Origin of the sequence: Nonomuraea sp. NPDC049695 (assembly GCF_040674955.1) — a bacterium.
Classification (GTDB): Bacteria; Actinomycetota; Actinomycetes; order Streptosporangiales; family Streptosporangiaceae; genus Nonomuraea; species Nonomuraea helvata.
Window position 1 is genome coordinate 74,469 of record NZ_JBFANV010000012.1, and the last position, 17,875, is coordinate 92,343.

The window sequence follows — 17,875 nt, forward strand, 5'->3', positions numbered from 1 at the left end:
GTCGGAATACCGTTATCCATCAGGTGTGAGCCGGGGTCAACCGTTCCCGAGGACCGAACATGAGCTCATGCACCGGATCTCGATAGTCTGCGTAGTTTTAGGGACGACCGAATCCTGTGACAGAAGGGACCAGGCACGTGCTCGAAGATGCCGGCCTCCAGGCGCTCCGCGAGGCGGCACGCCTGTCTCCGGACAACCTCCCTCTCCGGCGGCATCTCGCCGAGCAGCTCCTGGCCAAGGGCTATCTGGCCGACGCGGAGGCTGAGTTCCGCGCCGCTCTCGTGCTCGCGCCCAAGGACCCGGACATCACGGCGGGGCTGGCCGAGGCGTTCGTCCGGCAGAGCGCCCATGGCGCCGCGCTGTCGGTGCTGGAGCCGTTCCTGGCCACGCCCGGATATCCGCCGCGCATGGGCGTGCTCGCGGCCAGGGCGCTGCTCGGCGAGGGGGATATGGGCAGGGCGGGTCACCGCTACCACGAGGCGGTCTCCCGTGACCCGTCCGTCGCCGATCCCGAACTGGCCGCCCGCCTGACCGTCCCGCCCGCGCCCGCCTACGCGCCCCCGGCGGGCCCCGCGGCCCCTGCGTATGCGACGCCGGCCGACGCGCCCTCGGGGGCCGAGGTGGAGAAGGCGAAGCAGACCTTCGCCGACGTGGCCGGGATGGAGGCGGTCAAGGAGTCGCTGCGGGTGAAGCTGCTGCTGCCGATCCAGCAGCCCGAGCTGTTCGCCGCGTACGGCAAGCGCGCCGGCGGCGGCGTCCTGCTGTATGGGCCGCCGGGAGCGGGCAAGACCCACCTGGCCAGGGCCGCGGCCGGCGAGCTCGGCGCGGCGTTCGTCAACGTCGGCCTGGCCGACATCCTCGACATGTACGTCGGCTCCAGCGAACGCAACCTGCGCGCGACCTTCGACCTGGCCCGCCGCAACCGCCCGTGCGTGCTCTTCTTCGACGAGGTGGACGCGCTGGCCGCGCGCCGCTCCGACATGCGCCAGGCGCACACCCGGCAACTGGTCAACCAGTTCCTGGCCGAGCTCGACGGCGTGGACCAGAACGCCAACGAGGGCGTGCTCGTGCTGGCCGCCACGAACGCCCCCTGGTACATCGACGTGGCCTTCCGCCGACCGGGGCGGTTCGACCAGCTCGTGTTCGTGCCGCCGCCGGACGCCTCGGCGCGCGCGGCCATCCTGCGCATCCTCTGCCGCGACAAGCCGCTGGCCGAGATGGACTTCGACGCGGTGGCGCGGGTCACCGACCACTACGTCGGCGCGGACCTCAAGGGCCTGGTGGACCGCGCGGTGGAGGTCAAGCTCCAGCAGTCGATCAGCGCGGGCCGCCCCATCCCGATGACCACCGGAGATCTGCTGGCCGCCGCCCAGGGCACCAGGCCCACGGCGGTACGCGAGTGGCTGGCCACCGCGCGCAACTACGTGCTGCACGCCAACGAGTCCGGCGCGTGGGACGAGCTGATGCCCTGGATCAAGGGCAAATGGTGAACCCGCGCGAGTCGATCATGCGGGCCGGCACCCTGCTGGAGATGCGCCGCCCGGCCGACGCGGAGCGGGAGCTGCGCGGCGTGCTCGCCGAACTGCCCGACCACTTCACCGCGCACTCCCTGCTCGGCCTGGCGCTGGTCCAGCAGGGCAGGACCGCGGAGGCGGTGTCGGAGGCCCAGGAGGCGGTACGGCTGGCGCCCGACCAGTCGTACCCGCACTACATCGCCGGGAAGGTCTACCTCGACATCCGCCGGCCGGACCTGACCATCACCGCCGTGCGGACGTCGCTGGCGCACAATCCCGAGCAGGCGGCGGCCTGGGAGCTGCTGGCCCGCGCGTACGTGATGATGGGGCAGTACCGCGAGGCGATCGACGCGGCCCGGCGCGGGCTGGCCATCGATCCGCAGGTCTCCGATCTGGTGAGCCTGCTTGCGGTGGCCCACGAGAAGCTCGGGGAGACGGAGCAGGCCAGGGCCGCCGCCGCGAACGCCGTACAGCTGGATCCGGAGAGCGCCACCGCGCACCTGGCGTACGGCCGCGCGGCGCTGGCCGCCGGCGATCCCAGGACGGCCGCCGAGGCGTTCCGCGAGGTGCTCAGGCTCGAGCCGGGCTTCGACCCGGCCAGGGACCTCCTCGTGACGGCGCTGAAGCAGCGCAACCCCCTCTACCGGATGCTGGCGGGGCTGCGCAGGTTCAGGGGCGGCGGGCGGATGGTGTTCCTGCTGCCCGCGATCCCGCCGCTCATCGTCGTGTTCGTGCTCATCGCGGTGCTGCACTGGGCGGCGTGGGTGGCCGAGGCGGTGACCGTGCTGCGGCTGGCCCGCGCGCGGGCGACCCGCCTGCTCTTCGAGGGCGTCGAGGCCCGCGCGGCCATGGCGAGCTGCGCCCTCGTCGTGGCCGGGGCGGCGGTGCTCGCGTCGGGCATCGCGCTCGGCCAGGAGGCGCTCGGCATGGCAGGGGCGGCGGTCATGGCGCTGGTCACCCCGGTGCAGGAGGCCACGCACACGAGCTCGGCCCGGGGGCGCGGGGTCCTGTACGGGTGGGCGGGCCTGCTGGGGGTGGCGATCGTCACGTCCGCGATCGTCGGCTCGCCGACCCTGGCACTGCTCGCCGTGTACGCCGGGCTGGGCACGATCTGGCTGGCCGCAGGGGTACGCCGGCTGCTCTGAATGTATCTCTGACGTACCTGCTTGGTATGTGAATTGTCAGGACCGTTTCTAACGTCGTGGGTGATCCAAAAACGCCCGACGAGAGGCGGTTCTTATGAAAATCGGAAAGCTGACCGACTGGCTGCTGGCCAAGGTCGTCCCCGAGCACTCGGCGCAGGCCGCGTGTCCGTGCTGGTGGGAGGGCACCACGTGCCTGATCCGCAAGTGCTGCACCTGGGGCGCCTCCTGCGGCACCGGCGAGTCGTGCGGCCCCTGGCAGTACAACTGCTGACGGCCGCATAGATGACCACGTTCGCGTGGACGGCCGGTCTCCTCGCCGTCGCCGGGCTGCTGCCGGCCCTCCTGGTCCTGCGACGCCGGCTCGCCGTCGTCGTGGTGTCCGGCCTCAGCATGGAGCCGACCTTCCACGCGGGCGACCGGCTCCTCGTCAGGCGGGCCCGCCTGACCGGCATCTCGGCCGGAGACGTCGTCGTGTTCGAGACGCCCGACTGGCTGGAGACCGGCGAGCCCCTGCCGCCTGAACGGCGCTGGATGGTCAAGCGCGCGGTGGCGCTTCCCGGCGATCCCGTCCCCGACTCGGTCCGGCCGGTGGTGCCGGATCGCCGGGTGGCGCCGGGCCGGCTGGTGGTGCTGGGCGACAACCCCTCGGCCAGCTTCGACTCCCGCCAGTGCGGCCTCATCGACGGGGGCACCCTGCTGGGAGTCGTGCTCCGCCGCCTGTCCTGAGCTCTGGCCGTCGAACCCCGCGGCCGTCGCCCTGATCCTCGCGGTCTGGCGGCGACGGCCTGATCGACCTGTTCAGCCCCCCTTCCTGACCTGGAGGCCAGCCATGCCCTACCTCGTCACCCTTGTCACTCTGCTGAGCGTTCTGTGCGTGCTGAACCTGATGCTGACCGTCGGTGTGATCCGGCGGCTGCGCAAGCACTCCGACGCTCTCGCCTCCCGATCAGCGGACGGGCGGCAGGCGGTGATCACCGAGGGCTCGGTCGCGCCGCCGTACGCCACCGTGGCCACCGACGGCTCCGCCGTCTCCCGGGACCTGATCACCGAGCCGGTCCTCGTAGGCTTCTTCTCGCCCGGCTGCGACGCCTGCCATGAGGCGATGCCCGACTTCATCGCCCAGGCCGCGCGCTTCCCCCGCGACCAGGTGCTCGCCGTGATCGTCGACCAGCAGGGCGGCCTGGCGGGACCGCAGCGGGAGCAGCTGGAGCCGGTGGCCCACGTGGTGGTCGAGGACATGGACGGGCCGATCACCTCGGCGCTGCGGGTGCAGGCGTTCCCGGTGTTCGCGCTGGTGGGCCGCGGCGGCCGGATCCTGGCGAGCGGACTGCGGCTCAGCCAGGTCGTCACCCTGGCCCGCGCCTAGCGACCATGAACCCCACCTCCCTGGCAACCCTCCGGAGACCGCCCCGATGAATCCCACCCCATCGGCCGACACCGCCTCGGCCGAGACCGCACCGACCGGCAACGCATCGCCGGACACCAGCCCGGCCGAGCCCACCTCGGCAGGCGGCACGCCCGCCGGCGCCGGTCCCACGTGCGACGCGACAGCGGACGTCACCACGACCGGTGGCGCGTCGGCGGTGGCGGCGGAGGTGCGGATGAAAGCCAGTCCCGCCGCCCTGGCGCGGGCGCTCGGTCTGGCCTGGCAGGCGGGCAGGTGGCACATCGTCGCGTACGCCGTCCTGGCCCTGCTGGAGGCGGCCGTGCCCGTGACCGCCGCCTGGCTGACCAAGTCGGCGCTGGACGTGATCGCCCACCCGGCGAGCGGCGCGTCCGCGCTGGTGGCGGTGGGCGGGGCGCTGGCGGTGGCCGGGGTGGCGGCGATCGCGCTCCCGCACGTCTCCCGCTACGTACGTCAGGAGCTCGAGCGCCGCACCGGCCGCCTGGCCCAGGACCGGCTCTTCGCCGGGGTCGAGCGCTTCACCGGCCTGGCGAGGTTCGAGGACCCGGCGTTCCTGGACCGGATGAGCCTCGCCCACACCTCGGGCGGCGCCACCCCGAGCGCGGTGGTCGCCGGGACGCTGGCCATCGGCCGGGCGCTCGTCACGGTGCTGGGCTTCCTCGGGGCGCTCCTGGTCGTCAACCCGCTGCTGGCGGGCGCGGTCCTGGTGGCGGCCCTGCCCGCGCTGGCCGCCGAGCTGCGCCTGTCGCGCCAGCGGGCGTCCATGATGTGGCGGATCGGCCCGATGGAACGGCGCCAGCTGTTCTACCGGCAGCTCCTCACCAGCGTCCGCGCCGCGAAGGAGCTGCGCCTGTTCGGGGCGGGCCGATACTTCCGGTTCAGGATGAACGCCGAGCGCGCCGCGGCCGACTCGGAACGGCGCCACCTCGACCGCCGCGAGCTGGGCGTCGAGGGCGGGCTCGGCCTGCTGTCCGGCGTGATCGCCGGGGCGGGGCTGATCTGGGCGCTGCTCGCCGCCCGGGACGGCCGGCTCACCGCGGGCGACATCGCGCTGCTCGCCACCTCCATCGTGGGCGTGCAGTCGGCGCTCGCCGCGCTGGTCAACGAGGTGACGATGGCCCACCAGCAACTCCTGAACTTCGACCACTACCTGACCGTGACGAGCGCCGAGCCCGATCTGCGGCGGCCGGCACGACCGGTGGCGCCGCCGGCGCTGCGGCGCGGCATCGAGTTCCGCGACGTGTGGTTCCGCTATTCCCCCGGACACCCCTGGTCGCTGCGCGGCGTCAGCTTCACCATCCCGTACGGCTCCGCGGTCGCGCTCGTCGGCAGGAACGGCGCGGGCAAGAGCACGATCGTCAAGCTGCTGTGCCGCTTCTACGACCCGGACCGGGGCACCATCCTGTGGGACGGCGTCGATCTGCGCGATCTCGACCCTGGGGAGCTGCGCGCCAGGATCGGAGCGGTGTTCCAGGACTACATGGAGTACGACCTGACCGCCGCCGAGAACATCGCGATCGGCGACGTGGCGGGCCGCGACAGGCTGACCGCCTCCGCCGCCCGGATCGAGGCCGCGGCCAGGAAGGCCGGCGTGCACGACGCGGTCAGCGCTCTGCCGCGCGGTTACGACACGCTGCTGAGCAGGATGTTCTTCGGGCCTGACCCTGAGGCGGGGGTCGTGCTGTCGGGCGGGCAGTGGCAGCGGCTCGCGCTGGCCAGGGCGGTGCTGGGCGACGGACGCGATCTGCTGATCCTGGACGAGCCGAGCTCGGGGCTCGACGCGGAGGCCGAGGCCGAGATCCACAACCGGCTGCGCGAGCACCGGGCGGGGCGTACGAGCCTGCTGATCTCGCATCGGCTGGGGGCGGTCCGGGAGGCGGACGTGCTCGTGGTGCTCGACGGCGGGCAGGTGGCCGAGCGGGGCTCGCACGAAGAGCTGATGAGGCTCGACGGGCTCTACCGGCGGCTCTTCACCCTCCAGGCCCAGGGCTACCAGAGCCGTTGATCAGTGGTCAGGCGCGGCCCGGGACAGGGCGACGGTGGCAGCGCAGGCGGCGGCGGTGCCAGCCCAGCGCGGGGCCGCTCAGGCGCGGATCCCGGTTCAGCATGAGGTGATGCAGTTCGGCCAGCTCCGGCCCCGGCTCGATGCCGAGCTCGAGGTCGAGCGTCTGCCTGGCCTGGGCGTACACCCGCAGGGCGCCCGCCACGTCGCCGGTGCGGTACAACGCCACCATGAGGTAGCCCCACAGTCGCTCCCTGGTGGGCCGCAGGGCCAGCGTCTCCCGGAGGCCGCCGATGATCTCGCTGTGCCTGCCGAGCGCCAGCCGGGCCCGCGCGCACTCCTCGATCACCATGTAACGCTGCTCCTCCAGCGCGTCGAGCTGGGCGGCCACGCCGACCGTCCTGGGCAGGTCCTCGGCGGCGGCTCCGCGCCACAGTTCGAGCGCCGCGGTCAGAAGGCTCAGGGCCTCCTCGTAACGGTCGCCGGCCATCGCTTCGCGTCCTTGCCGTACGCGCTCGTTGAACTCGGTGACGTCCAGCTCGCCGGCCTCGACGGTGAGCAGGTAGCCGGGCGGGTTCGCCCGCAGGCGGCCGTCGAGGTCCTTGCGCAGCAGGTTCGCGTAGCTGCGCACGTTGGCCAGGGCCGACTTGGGCGGGCTGTCCTCCCACAGAGCGCTGAACAGGCGGTCGTGGGAGACCGCGCGGTTCGGCTCCAGCAGGAGGCGGGTGAGGAGGAGCCGCTGTTTCGTCGTGCCCAGCGGCGCCAGCGCGCCGTCTCGCCAAATCCGTACCGGTCCGAGAATGCCGAACCGAAGCTGCATCATTTCCCTCCCGCTCGCTTTCTGGGAGCGCTCCCACGAGACGGTACGTATGTCACGATCATGTGTCAATGGCGTCCTGCCCGCTCTCCCTGGAAGCGCCGGAACGCGCGGCCTCCCGTGAAACTTTCACGCGTTCGCGCAGGTCAGAGCGGATTGCCGGGCGACGCGTTGACGCGCCAGAAGCGGGGTGGTGAGCATGACGCCGCGTTCTCCCTCTCCGAAAGGGCACCCCATGCACTTGTCAAAGGCGATGACGGCCGCCCTCGCCACGCTGGTGGCCGGGGCGTCGGTCGCGGTCGCCGTGGCCACCGCCGCCCCGGCAGGGGCGCTCGCCGGCACGGGCACCGGTTACCTGCACACCAGCGGGAACAAGATCGTCGACAGCACCGGCGCGACCGTACGCCTGACCGGCATCAACTGGTTCGGCATGGAGACCGACAACAGGACCTTCCACGGCCTGTGGTCGAGCACCCCCTGGAAGGGCCACATCGACAAGATGGCCTCTCTGGGCTACAACACGATCCGGGTGCCGTACTCCAACGACGCGCTCAAGCCCGGCGCCACGGCCACCGGCATCAACGACTACGTCAACCCCGACCTGGTCGGCCTGTCACCGATGCAGATCCTGGACAAGATCATCGCGTACGCGGGCGGCAAGGGCATGCGGATCATCCTCGACCGCCACCGCCCGACGGCCGCGGGCCAGTCGCCGCTCTGGTACGTCTCCGCCACGCCGGAGAGCACCTGGATCAACGACTGGAAGACGCTGGCCCAGCACTACGCGAACAACCCCACCGTCATCGGCGCCGACCTGCACAACGAGCCGCACGCCGAGGGCACCAACCCCAACGCGACCGGCGCCTGCTGGGGCTGCGGCGACCAGGCGCGCGACTGGCGGCTGGCCGCCGAGCGGGCCGGCAACGCGGTCCTGTCGGTCAACCCGAACTGGCTGATCTTCGTGGAGGGCGTGAGCTGCCCGAGCGGCGGCCTGTCCAACATCTGGGACGGCGATCCCAGCAACGACGAGGACTGCGGCTGGTGGGGCGGCAACCTGTCGAAGGCCGGGCAGTATCCGGTACGGCTCAACGTGGCGAACCGCCTGGTCTACTCGCCCCACGAGTACGCGACCTCGGTCTACCACCAGACCTGGTTCGACGCCCCCGACTACCCCGCCAACCTGCCGGCGATCTGGGACAAGTACTGGGGCTACCTGTACAAGCAGAACATCGCGCCGATCATGATCGGCGAGTTCGGCACCACGCTGGCCGCGAACGTGGACAAGATCTGGCTGCAGGAGCTGCTGAAGTACACGGGAACCGGGGTGAACGGGATGTCGTTCACGTACTGGTCGTGGAACCCGAACTCCGGTGACACCGGCGGCATCCTCAACGACGACTGGACCACGGTCAACCAGGCCAAGCAGGCCATTCTCCAGCCGTACCTGATCCCGCCGACGGGCGGCACCGGCGGGCCCTCCGACACTCCCACGCCCAACCCGCCGGGGCAGTGCGCGGTGACGTACAAGCAGACGAACTCCTGGCAGGGCGGCTTCCAGGGCGAGCTGACGGTGAAGAACACCGGGACCGGCACGATCAGCGACTGGAGCGCCACGTGGACGTTCCCGTCAGGGGTGACGCTGGTCAACGGCTGGAACGCGGTCGTGACCCAGTCGGGCACCACGTGGACCGCCAAGGGCCCTGACCACGCCAAGAACCTCGCGCCCGGCGCGTCGGTGGCGATCGGCTTCACCGCCAACGGCCCCGCGAGCCAGCCGGCCAACGCCGCCTGCTCCTGACCAGGCGTCGCGGGCGGACGCGCTCCCGCCCGCGGCTCCCTCAACGAGCGCCCGCCCCGCGCTTCCCGACCGAGCACAGCGGGGCGGGCGCTCGCCCCGTCCTGACCCACGCCACAGCTGGACGACTCCGCTCGTCTCCCCCCTGTCCGCCGAAGGACAGGTACCCCTACGGCGGGAGAAGGGTAGTGCTGGGTCTACCTCGGGTCTCGCGGCAGCGCCCGTGTGCGCCCACGCCCGCGCCGCTTGGATCGAGGGCATGACGATCACGCACACGCTTCCCGGGCGCTGGGTCGAGGGCGCCGGGCTGGTGCTCGGCCCGTCGCTGCTCCTCGCCGGAGTGCTCATCCGGTCGGGCGAGAACGACTTCTTCCCGGACCAGCTCGCCGCCTACGCCGCCCGGCCGGACGAGATGGTCCTGTCCTACAGCCTGTTCGCGGCCGGGGTCGTGCTGCTGTGGCCCGCGGTGACCGCGCTCGCCCGCCGGATCGGCGCCGAGCACCCGGGCTGGGCGCGATGGGGAGCCACGCTGGTGATCCTCGGGCTGTTCGGGCGGGTGTTCCACGCCGGCGTGAGCCACCTGGCCTTCCACCTGGTGGACACCCTCGGGCTGGAGGCGGCGCAGCGGGCGGTCGCGGCCACCTACGGCGCTTTCCACGTGTTCAAGGCGGTCAACATCTGCATCATGGGCGGCTGGATCGTGCTCGCCGTCGGCGCCTACCGGGCCAGGGCGCTGGGCGTGATCAGGTGCGTCTGCCTGGCCCTGGCGGCCGGGCTGCCGCTGGGCGTGCTCAAGGGCAGCAGCGATCCGATCTCGCTGGTCGCCCTGGCCGGGCTGGCGGTCGCGTTCGTGCCGCTGGGCGTCGCCGTGCTGCGCGACGGGCCGGCTCCCCGCTGGTGGGCCGTCGCCCTCACCATCGGCCTGATCCCGGCCGCCTTCTTCTTCGGCATGTCGGGCTGAGGCTAGGCGGCCAGGAGTTTGACGATCGCCACGACGCCGATGCAGACGATCACGCCGCGCAGGATCGGGGCCGGCAGCCTGCGGCCCACGCGGGCGCCGAGGAAGCCGCCGATCATGGAGCCCAGCGCCACCAGCAGCACGGCGAGCCAGTCCACGTCGGCGACCAGCGCGTACAGGATGGCGGCGGTGAAGTTCACCAGCAGGACGAGGACGTTCTTGGCCGCGTTGAGCCGCTGCAGCTCCTCGTTCAGGAGGATGCCCATGAGGCCGAGGAGCAGGATGCCCTGCCCGGCGCCGAAGTAGCCGCCGTACGCGCCGGCCGCCAGCGCGCCCAGCCACAGCCACGGGCCGCCGTGCGCGTGCCCCGGGCGGGCGGCCAGCATGCGGCCGAGCCTGGGCTGGATCACGACCAGCACGCAGGACAGCGCGATCAGCACGCTGACGATCACGTTGAAGCTGCTCTCGGGCAGGTTGAGCAGCAGCAGGCCGCCGGCCAGCGCGCCGATGACGGAGGCGGGGGCCAGCCTGAGCAGCCGCTCGCGCTGGCCCTTCAGCTCGGGCCGGTAACCCATGACCCCGGTGAGGCCGCCGGGGACCAGGCCGATGTTGTTGGAGACGTTCGCCGTGATCGGCGGCAGGCCGACGGCCAGCAGCGTGGGGAACGTGATCAGCGATCCGGAGCCGACGACGGTGTTGATGCCCCCGCCCAAGACGCCGGCCGCCAGGACCGCGGCCATCTCCCAAGGTGTCATGCCATGAGACTTTAGGGCATGTCTTATTTCCTAAGACGATCGGTCCCAAAATATGAGACCTGAGGTGTGGAAAACCGCAGGTGGATCCGGGCGCGTGCATCATTCCGGCACCCAGGCCAGCGTACCTACCGTTCCTGGTCATGATGGCAAAGTTGTTCGACGTCCCCCGGCGGGCACTCGCGGGGGCGTGCGCCCTGGCCGTGCTCGCCGGAGTGATCATGCTGACCGCGATGGCGAACAGCACGATGCAGCCGCTGCCCGCCTCCGCGCCGGCCGGGGAGTTCAGCGCCGAGCGGGCCCTGCGCCACCTCGAGAGGTTCGCCACCGAGCCACGCCCGATCGGCAGCCAGGCCGGCGACCGGGCCAGGGACTACCTCGCCGGGCAGCTCCGCGAGGCCGGGCTCGACGTGCGGGTCCAGCGGGCGATCGGGGCGAACTCCTCGACGGGGCTGGCGTCGTTCGGGCAGGTGGAGAACATCGTGGCCACGGCGAAGGGCGCCGATCCGACCGGGACGGTGGTGATCGCCGCGCACTACGACTCCGCCGCGATGGGGCCGGGCGCCTCCGACGACGCCGCCGCGGTGGCGGCGATGGTGGAGACGGTACGGGCGCTCAAGGGCGGCGCGCTCCGCAACGACCTGGTGCTGCTGATGACGGACGGCGAGGAGGACGGGACGCTGGGCGCCCAGGCGTTCGTCAGGGACGATCCGCTGGGCCGCAAGAGCGGAGTGCTGCTCAACTGGGAGGCCCGGGGCGTGAGCGGCCCGTCGCTGATGTTCGAGACATCCAGGGACAACGCGGGGCTGGTCGAGACGTTCGCGAGCGCCGTGCCGCACCCGCGCGGCGACTCCACGATGGTGGAGATGTACCGGCTGCTCCCCAACAACACGGACTTCACCCCGATGTCCAAGAGCGGCTTCACGGGCATGAATTTCGCCTACATCGAGGGCTCGTCGCGCTATCACACCGCCGACGACTCGCTCGCCCACCTCGACCGGGGCAGCCTGCAGCACCACGGCTCCAACATGCTGGCACTGGCCCGCGCCCTCGGGAACGCCGACCTCCCGGCCCTGGCCGCCGACCACGACGTCACCTATTTCCGCGTCTTCGGGACCATGGTCACGTACTCGAACGCGCTGGTCCTGCCGCTGGCCGGGCTCGCGGCAGCGGCGGTGGCCGGGCTGGCGCTGTTCGCGCGCCGGCGGCGGCTGATCAGCCTGCCCCGGCTCGCCGTCGGCGCGGTGTCCGGCGTCGTGCCGCCGGTGCTCGCCGCGGTCCTGGCGCAGGGGCTGTGGGAGGTGCTGGTGGCCGCGCGGCCCGCGTACGACGGGATGGGCGGGCTGCTGCACCACCCGCGGACGTTCCAGGCGGCCGTCGCGGTGCTGTCGGTGCTGGCACTGCTCTGCTGGTACCTGCCGCTGCGCCGCCGGCTCGGGCCCGCGGCACTGGCCATCGGCGCGCTGGCCTGGCCCGCCGGGCTGGGACTGCTGTGTGCCCAGGTCGCGCCGGGCGCGTCGTTCGTGTTCACGCTGCCCGCGCTGTTCTGCGCGCTCGGCGGGACGGCCGCGATCCTGCTGCGTGGCACGCTCTGGCGGATAGCGGCGGCGACGCTGGGCGCGGTCATGGCGGCGGCGCTGCTGCCCGGCCTGGCCGGGAACGCGTTCGACGGGATGGGCCTCGCGCTCGGCGGGGTGCCGGCGCTGGTGCTGGCGCTGTTCGGGCTGACGGTGCTGCCGATCGTGGAGCTGTGCCTGCCGGAGCGCGTGCCGGGCCTGGTCCCGCTCGCCGCCGCCGGGCTCGCCGTGGTGCTGGTCGGCGGCGGCCTGGCCACTGACGGCTTCGACGCGGACGACCCGCAGCGCACGCACCTCGCGTACGTGCTGGACGCCGACGCCAGGACCGCGAGCTGGGTCAGCGCCGATCCGGAGCCGCCCGCCTGGACCAGGACGTACGTGTCGAGCCATGACGTCGCGAAGCTGCCTCCCGGCTACGCCCGCGGCACCTCGCTCTGGACGGGACCCGCGCCCGCGATCAGGGCCGCCGAGCCCCGCGTCACCGTGCTCTCACGCGACGGCGACAGGGTCAGGCTCCGCGTGACCGCCGGCAGGGCGGCCCGATCGATCACGCTGAGGGTCGAGCGGCCCATCACCGGCGCGACCGCCGCCGCCGCGGGCATGAGCCCCGTGAGCGTCGACGTCACCGGCACGCGGGCCAACACCTGGCCCGGCGAGATCCGCTTCCGCGGCCTGCCCGACACCGGCGCGGAGATCACCATGCGGGTGCCGCAGGGTGGCCGGTTCAGGGTGACGGCCATCGCCGAGAGCGACGGTTTCCGGCAGGTGCCCGGGTTCGTCCCGAGGCCGGCGGGTGTGGTCGCGGCGACCCGCGAGGACGGCGATCTCGTGGCGGTCACCCGTACGTACACGGTCAGCGAGAGCTGAGCACCCTGTCAGGGGGTGATGGTGCCCGCCCTGACCAGCCAGTCGACCGCCTCGGAGATGGCCTCGAGCGGCGCGTAGCGGGGCCGGTGCCCCAGCAGCCGCTCGGCCTTCTCCATGCTGCAGTGGGGGCTGTAGGCGATGTGGTCGTACGTGATGGTCGCGTCCTCCTCCGAGACCGTCTCCCGCCACCGCTCGAACGGCAGGAAGGTCAGCCGCGCCTCCCTCCCGAACCAGCCCGCCACCGCCTCGGCGTAACCACGCAGCGTCAGGGCGGTGGTGGCGACGGAGTGGAAGCTCTCGCCCACGGCGACGGACGGGTTGACCATGGCGTCCACGAACAGCCGCGCCACGTCGTCGGCGTGGACGTGCTGGACCGTCTCCATGCCGAAGTTCGGCAGCGCCAGCTCGGCGCCGTCGGCCAGCGTCTGGAACACGGCGGGATTGACGTTGCCCGCAGGGTTGACCGGCACCCAGCCCGGTCCGGTGATGTGGCCCGGATGGATGATCGTGGCGGGGAAGCCGTCGCGGTGCGCGCGTTCGAGGAGGTGGGCCTCGATGGCGGCCTTCTGCTTGCCGTACTCGCCGATCGGGTGCTTGGGCCGGTCCTCGGTCGTCGGCACCCGGGCACTCGGCCCGTGCGTCCAGATCGTCCCGCAGTGCAGGAAGTGCCGGACCCGCCCGGTGAGCGCCGCCGCCAGGTCGCGGGCGCTGGTCTCCGTGAAGCAGATGAGGTCGATGACGACGTCCGCGTCCAGGTCCGCGATCCGCCGCCCGAACGTCCCGTCGGCGTCCTCCGCGTCGCGGTCGGCGGTGACGTGGGTGACCTGCTGCCAGGCTCCGTGCGGGCGGTAGGGGTCCCGCTTGCCCCGGCTCACGGCGATCACGTCGTGTCCGGCGTCGACCAGCCGGGGGATGAGGTACGTGCCGATATGACCGCTGGCGCCAATCACCGCTACTCGCATGTGAGCCAGCGTAGACCCGCCGCTTCGCGGGTCAACCATCCCGATACGCTGCTGAACGTCCCATTTCGGAGGTTGGTCAGTGTCGGGGGTTGTCGCGGCGTTCGCCGCCCTGGTGTCCGTTGCCGTGCTCGGCTACCTGATCGGGATGGGAGGCCTGCTGCGGGCCAGCGACGAGTTGGTGCTGTCGCGGCTGGCGTTCTTCGTGGCGACCCCGGCGCTGATGTTCGCCACCGTGTCCCGGGCGGACCTCCACATCCTCTTCTCGCCGGTGCTGCTGACCGAGGTGGTGGCGGTGGCGTGCGTCCAGCTCGTCTACGTGCTGGTGGCCCGGCTGGCCTGGGGCCGCGACCGCCGCGAGGCGACCATCGGCGCGCTGGCCTCTTCGTACGTCAACGCCGGCAACCTCGGCGTGCCCATCTCCATCTACGTGCTGGGCGACGGCGCGCTGGTCGCCCCGATCCTGCTCTTCCAGCTGCTCGTCCTCACGCCGGTCTCGTTCCTGATCCTCGACAAGGGGGCCCGGTCGGCGCGCGCGGCCCTGCTCCTCCCGTTCCGCAACCCGCTCACGGTCGCCTCGCTCCTCGGGCTCGCGTTCGCGATCAGCGGGATCTCCCTGCCCGCCCCGGTCATGCGCCCGGTCGAGCTGCTCGGCGGCGCGGCCGTGCCCGTGGCGCTGCTGGCGTACGGCCTCAGCCTGTACGGCTCCCAGCGCGCCCCCACGACCCCCGAGGCGAACGGCGTCGGCAAGGACATCTTCCTCGCGGTCGCGTTGAAGGCCTTCGTCCAGCCGGCCATCGCCTACCTGACCGCCCGCCTCGCCCTCGGCCTCGAGGGCAGCGCCCTCCTGGCGGCCACCCTCTTCGCCGCCCTTCCGACGGCGCAGAACATCTACGTGTACGCGGTGAACTACGACACGGCCCGGCGCCTGGCCCGCAGCGCGGTGCTGCTGACCACGGGCCTGTCCATCCCGATCATGACCGCGATCGGCGCGGCACTTGGGTGATTACCATGGGAGCGTGCTGTTTCGCTCCGTGTGGAACGAGCCCCGTCCCCCCGACCCTCCGTTACGCGTGTGGCGGGACTGGGCGCTTGTAGGGGTGCTCGTGCCGCTCGCGGTGCTGGAAGGGGTCGTCCGCCCCGACCTCCCGTGGCGGGCGGTCTCCGTGACCATCACGGTCGGGCTGGTGTTCACGCTGCTCTGGCGGCGTACCAAGCCGCTGCTGATGCTCGCGATCCCCTTCGTCATCACGGCGCTGGCTCCGCTGGTGACGGGCGGTCACCGTGCCGAGACGTACACGATGGCATTCCTGCTGATCGTGGTGTACGCGCTGTACCGGTGGGGGTCGGGGCGCGAGATCGTGCTCGGCTTGGCGATCATGCTCGGGTCCGTCGGCGTCTCGGCGTCCTTCTACGACCTCGCCCCGGCCGACGCGGTCGGCGCGTTCGCCGTCATCTTCTCGGCCGTCGCCCTTGGGACGGCGGTCCGGTACCGCGCCGGGGCGCGGATGCGCGAGCTCGAGCAGGTCAAGCTGCTCGAACGTGAGCAGCTGGCCCGCGACCTGCACGACACCGTGGCCCACCACGTGTCGGCCATGGCGATCCGCGCGCAGGCAGGCCTGGCGACGGCGCCCTCGCGCCCGGAGGCCGCGACCGAGGCGCTCCGGGTGATCGAGGCCGAGGCGTCGCGCACCCTCGCCGAGATGCGCGCCATGGTCCGGCTCCTGCGCCGTAACGAGCCGGCGGAGCTGGCGCCCGGCCGGCAGATCGCCGATCTCGAACAGCTCGCAGGGCGCACCAGAGTCGGCCCCTCCGTCGACGTGGAGATCTCCGGAGACGTCGAGGGCGTGCCGCCGTCGGTCGGGTCCGCGATCTTCCGTATCGCGCAGGAGTCGGTCACCAACGCCCGGCGGCACGCCCGCCACGCCACCCGCATCGCGATCCAGGTCGCCGCCGACGACACGTCGGTACGCCTGCGCGTGAGCGACGACGGCGAGGTGAGCTCCGTACACTCGATGCCCGGTTACGGGCTCATCGGTATGATCGAACGCGCCGGCCTGCTCGGCGGCACCTGCCAGGCAGGCCCGAACCCCGACCGGGGCTGGACCGTCACCGCCGTCCTGCCCCGCACGGGAGCCGCGACATGAGCATTCGCGTGATCGTCGCCGACGACCAGGAGATCGCCCGCACCGGGCTCAGGATGATCCTCGACGCGCAGCCCGGCATCGAGGTCGTCGGCGAGGCCGCCGACGGGCGCCGGGCCGTCGAGCTGGCGCGGCGCCTGCGCCCCGACGTGTGCCTGTTCGACATCCGCATGCCCGGCCTCGACGGCATCGAGGCCACCCGCCGCCTGGCCGGGCCGGGCGTCGCCGAACCTCTCGCCGTCGTCGTCATCACCACCTTCGACCTCGACGAGTACGTCTACGCCGCGCTCAGAGCCGGCGCCCGCGGCTTCCTGCTCAAGGACGCCGGCCCCGATCTGCTCTCCCAGGCCGTACGCGCCGCCGCCAACGGCGACGCCCTCATCGCGCCCAACATCACCGCACGCCTGCTCGAGACCTTCGCCTTCGCCGGCCACGCCGCACCGCCCGCGCAACCCGTCGAGGCGCTGACCAGCCGGGAGGAGGAGATCCTCGCCACCGTGGCGCGCGGCCGGACCAACAGCGAGATCGCCGACGAGCTGCACATCTCCCTCAGCACCGTCAAGAGCCACATCGCCAGCCTCATGATGAAGCTCGGTGTACGCAATCGCGTCGAGATCGCCATGTGGGCCTACGAGACCCGGCGCGTACGCCCCTGACCTGGCCGATCGGCCGGCGCGAAAGTCGTACTTTCGGCTGTGGAGCGTGCGCGCGGACCTGGTGACACTGGTCGGGAGTCCCCGATCAGGAGAAATGCGATGAAGGCGTTCGTCCTACGCTCGTACGGCTCGTCCCTCCAGCTCACCGACATCGACAGGCCCGTGCCCGGCGACGGCGAGGTGCTGGTCCGGGTGCGCGCCACCTCCGTCCAGCCCTACGACTGGCACTTCATGCGTGGCCAGCCGTACGTCGCGCGCCTGATGGGCGGCGGCGGTCCCGGCCTGCGCAGGCCGCCGTTCGACATTCTCGGCGCCGACGTGGCGGGGGAGGTCGAGGAGGTCGGCAAGGGGGTGACGGAGTTCGCCCCGGGCGACGAGGTGTACGCGATGCCCAAGCAGGGCGGCTTCGCCGAGTACGTGTGCGTGCCGGAGAGCGAGCTGGTGCGCAAGCCGGCGAACCTGTCGTTCGAGGAGGCGGCGGCGGTGCCGATGGCGGCGAACACCGCCCTGATCGCCCTGCGCGACCAGGCACGCGTCCAGCCGGGGCAGCAGGTCCTGGTGAACGGGGCCTCCGGCGGCGTGGGCACGTTCGCCGTGCAGCTCGCCAAGGCGTTCGGCGCGCGGGTGACCGGCGTCTGCGGCAGGCGGAACGTGGGCATGGTCCGGTCGATCGGCGCGGACGAGGTCATCGACTACACCAAAGAGGACTTCACCCGTGCCGGGCCGCGCTACGACGTGCTGGTGGACATCGCAGGCAGCCGTCCCGCCTCGGCCTGCCGGCGGGTGATGGCCCGCAAGGGGAGTCTGGTCCTCGTCGGCGGCCCGGCCGGGCGCTGGCTGCAGCCCGCGAGCCACGTGTTCGCGACGCTCGCGGTGGCGCCGTTCATGTCACAGAGAGTCGCCGTGGCGGACGTGGTGCGCTGCACGGAGAACAAGCGGAACCTGACGACGCTGGCCGAGCTCATCGAGGGCGGCGAGGTCCATCCGGTCATCGACAGGAGCTACCCGTTCGAGGAGATCCCGGCGGCCGTCGGCTACCAGGAGGCCGGGCACGCGGCGGGCAAGGTCGTGATCGCCGTCTAGGCTGCCCGGATGGAGACATCGCGCCGCACGGCCTACAGCGCTGCCGCCACGGCCATGCGGCTCCCCCTCTGAGCCTCAGGCCGTTCCGAGCGCCGCTCTTCAAAGGAGACCAACCCCGTATGGCGGAGCGCTGGAGACCGACCTCCCCGATTGTTACGGTTGTCGCGTCAACGACGATCATCAAGGGCCACGATCACCAAG

At 72.1% G+C, this 17,875-nt stretch carries 16 protein-coding genes; 13 read left to right on the plus strand and 3 right to left on the minus strand.

Features of this window, described 5'->3' with window-relative positions; all coding sequences use genetic code 11:
* Positions 1–137: 137 nt before the first annotated feature.
* From AB0J64_RS13670 to AB0J64_RS13695, 6 genes are all read left to right on the plus strand, one after another.
* Entirely contained in the window at positions 138–1,490 is a 1,353-nt protein-coding gene (locus tag AB0J64_RS13670) for an AAA family ATPase (RefSeq protein ID WP_364025494.1), read from the plus strand.
* Positions 1,484–2,659 carry a tetratricopeptide repeat protein gene (locus tag AB0J64_RS13675; RefSeq protein WP_364025497.1) on the plus strand — a complete coding sequence of 392 codons (1,176 nt, stop codon included), beginning with the start codon at positions 1,484–1,486 and terminating at the stop codon, positions 2,657–2,659. Before AB0J64_RS13670 ends, AB0J64_RS13675 begins: the two co-directional genes overlap by 7 nt.
* A 94-nt stretch (positions 2,660–2,753) precedes the next feature.
* Positions 2,754–2,930, plus strand: a complete 177-nt coding sequence (locus AB0J64_RS13680) for a hypothetical protein (RefSeq protein WP_357603192.1) — start codon at positions 2,754–2,756, stop codon at positions 2,928–2,930.
* A gap of 11 nt (positions 2,931–2,941) precedes the next feature.
* On the plus strand, positions 2,942–3,385 hold the full coding sequence (locus AB0J64_RS13685) for a S26 family signal peptidase (protein WP_364025501.1): 444 nt from the start codon (positions 2,942–2,944) through the stop codon (positions 3,383–3,385).
* A gap of 103 nt (positions 3,386–3,488) precedes the next feature.
* Positions 3,489–4,025, plus strand: coding sequence for a TlpA disulfide reductase family protein (locus tag AB0J64_RS13690; protein WP_364025504.1), 537 nt, complete (start codon positions 3,489–3,491; stop codon positions 4,023–4,025).
* Positions 4,026–4,071: 46 nt separating this feature from the next.
* Complete coding sequence (locus AB0J64_RS13695) at positions 4,072–6,069, plus strand: ABC transporter ATP-binding protein (RefSeq protein WP_364025507.1); 1,998 nt, start codon at positions 4,072–4,074, stop codon at positions 6,067–6,069.
* A 7-nt stretch (positions 6,070–6,076) separates the two neighbouring features.
* Here the strand turns inward: AB0J64_RS13695 and AB0J64_RS13700 are convergent, their stop codons facing one another.
* On the minus strand, positions 6,077–6,889 hold the full coding sequence (locus tag AB0J64_RS13700) for an AfsR/SARP family transcriptional regulator (protein WP_364025510.1): 813 nt from the start codon (positions 6,887–6,889) through the stop codon (positions 6,077–6,079).
* A gap of 229 nt (positions 6,890–7,118) precedes the next feature.
* On the opposite strand from AB0J64_RS13700, the gene AB0J64_RS13705 reads away from it, so the two are divergent.
* A complete protein-coding gene (locus AB0J64_RS13705) occupies positions 7,119–8,681 on the plus strand; it encodes a cellulase family glycosylhydrolase (RefSeq protein WP_364025513.1) in 1,563 nt (520 codons plus the stop codon).
* 256 nt (positions 8,682–8,937) lie between these two features.
* Positions 8,938–9,639, plus strand: a complete 702-nt coding sequence (locus AB0J64_RS13710; protein ID WP_364025516.1) for a hypothetical protein — start codon at positions 8,938–8,940, stop codon at positions 9,637–9,639.
* Between the two features lie 2 nt (positions 9,640–9,641).
* Here the strand turns inward: AB0J64_RS13710 and AB0J64_RS13715 are convergent, their stop codons facing one another.
* Positions 9,642–10,391, minus strand: coding sequence for a sulfite exporter TauE/SafE family protein (locus tag AB0J64_RS13715; RefSeq protein WP_364025518.1), 750 nt, complete (start codon positions 10,389–10,391; stop codon positions 9,642–9,644).
* Positions 10,392–10,531: 140 nt separating this feature from the next.
* Between AB0J64_RS13715 and AB0J64_RS13720 the strand changes: the two genes are divergently transcribed.
* Positions 10,532–12,832: a M28 family peptidase gene (locus AB0J64_RS13720; RefSeq protein ID WP_364025521.1), complete on the plus strand. Its 2,301-nt coding sequence runs from the start codon at positions 10,532–10,534 to the stop codon at positions 12,830–12,832.
* 8 nt (positions 12,833–12,840) lie between these two features.
* On the opposite strand, the gene AB0J64_RS13725 is transcribed toward AB0J64_RS13720, so the two are convergent.
* Positions 12,841–13,794 carry an NAD(P)-dependent oxidoreductase gene (locus tag AB0J64_RS13725; RefSeq protein WP_364025524.1) on the minus strand — a complete coding sequence of 318 codons (954 nt, stop codon included), beginning with the start codon at positions 13,792–13,794 and terminating at the stop codon, positions 12,841–12,843.
* A gap of 79 nt (positions 13,795–13,873) precedes the next feature.
* Between AB0J64_RS13725 and AB0J64_RS13730 the strand changes: the two genes are divergently transcribed.
* The 4 genes from AB0J64_RS13730 to AB0J64_RS13745 all read left to right on the plus strand — a co-directional run bounded on the left by AB0J64_RS13730 (position 13,874) and on the right by AB0J64_RS13745 (position 17,674).
* A complete protein-coding gene (locus AB0J64_RS13730) occupies positions 13,874–14,797 on the plus strand; it encodes an AEC family transporter (protein ID WP_364025527.1) in 924 nt (307 codons plus the stop codon).
* 13 nt (positions 14,798–14,810) lie between these two features.
* The gene (locus tag AB0J64_RS13735) at positions 14,811–15,938 is read left to right on the plus strand and encodes a sensor histidine kinase (protein WP_364025530.1); all 1,128 of its coding nucleotides are present in this window, start codon (positions 14,811–14,813) and stop codon (positions 15,936–15,938) included.
* Positions 15,935–16,591: a response regulator transcription factor gene (locus AB0J64_RS13740; protein WP_364025533.1), complete on the plus strand. Its 657-nt coding sequence runs from the start codon at positions 15,935–15,937 to the stop codon at positions 16,589–16,591. The genes AB0J64_RS13735 and AB0J64_RS13740 overlap by 4 nt, the downstream gene beginning before the upstream one ends.
* Before the next feature lie 99 nt (positions 16,592–16,690).
* Positions 16,691–17,674 (plus strand): NAD(P)-dependent alcohol dehydrogenase, encoded by a 984-nt coding sequence (locus AB0J64_RS13745; protein WP_364025536.1) that lies wholly within the window; start codon positions 16,691–16,693, stop codon positions 17,672–17,674.
* Positions 17,675–17,875 lie beyond the last annotated feature (201 nt).